This is a genomic window from Deferrisoma palaeochoriense (genome assembly GCF_054656955.1).
On the sequence record NZ_BAAHXI010000184.1, the window covers coordinates 1 to 448 of the forward strand.

The window sequence follows — 448 nt, forward strand, 5'->3', positions numbered from 1 at the left end:
CCCAGTTCGATAACACCTGGGCCACGAATCCGGGCCTCATCCGCAACAACGTGGACCTCGACCTCGCCTACGACGGCACGAACCCCAACGGCTTTTACAGCCTGGCCAAGGGGAGCCGGCCGAACGACACCACGACATACGGTACCTGTAACGCGCTGTACTGCCACGGGGACGACACGACGCTGTTCCCGGCGGCGAGCCGGGGCACCGACACCACGCCCGAGTGGAACGGCGCGGCCGCCTGCGGCACCTGCCACGGCGCCACGGCCGCGGCTCCCCCGGGCTCCAACGCCCACCCGGTGCACGCGGGAAGCGCGGGCGGCTACGCCCTCCCCTGCAACACCTGCCACGTCACCACCACGGCCGACGGGGTGAGCGTGATCTACCCCGCCCACGTGAACGGCCAGGCCGACGTGGCCTTCGACCCGGCCGACGCCCGGCTCGACGG

Annotated in this window: 1 protein-coding gene; it reads left to right on the forward strand. The window is 71.7% G+C overall.

The window, feature by feature from the left end:
- Positions 1 to 448 (forward strand): CxxxxCH/CxxCH domain c-type cytochrome (locus tag ACYQ8L_RS18635; protein WP_459943318.1); only part of this gene is annotated, 448 nt, incomplete at both ends.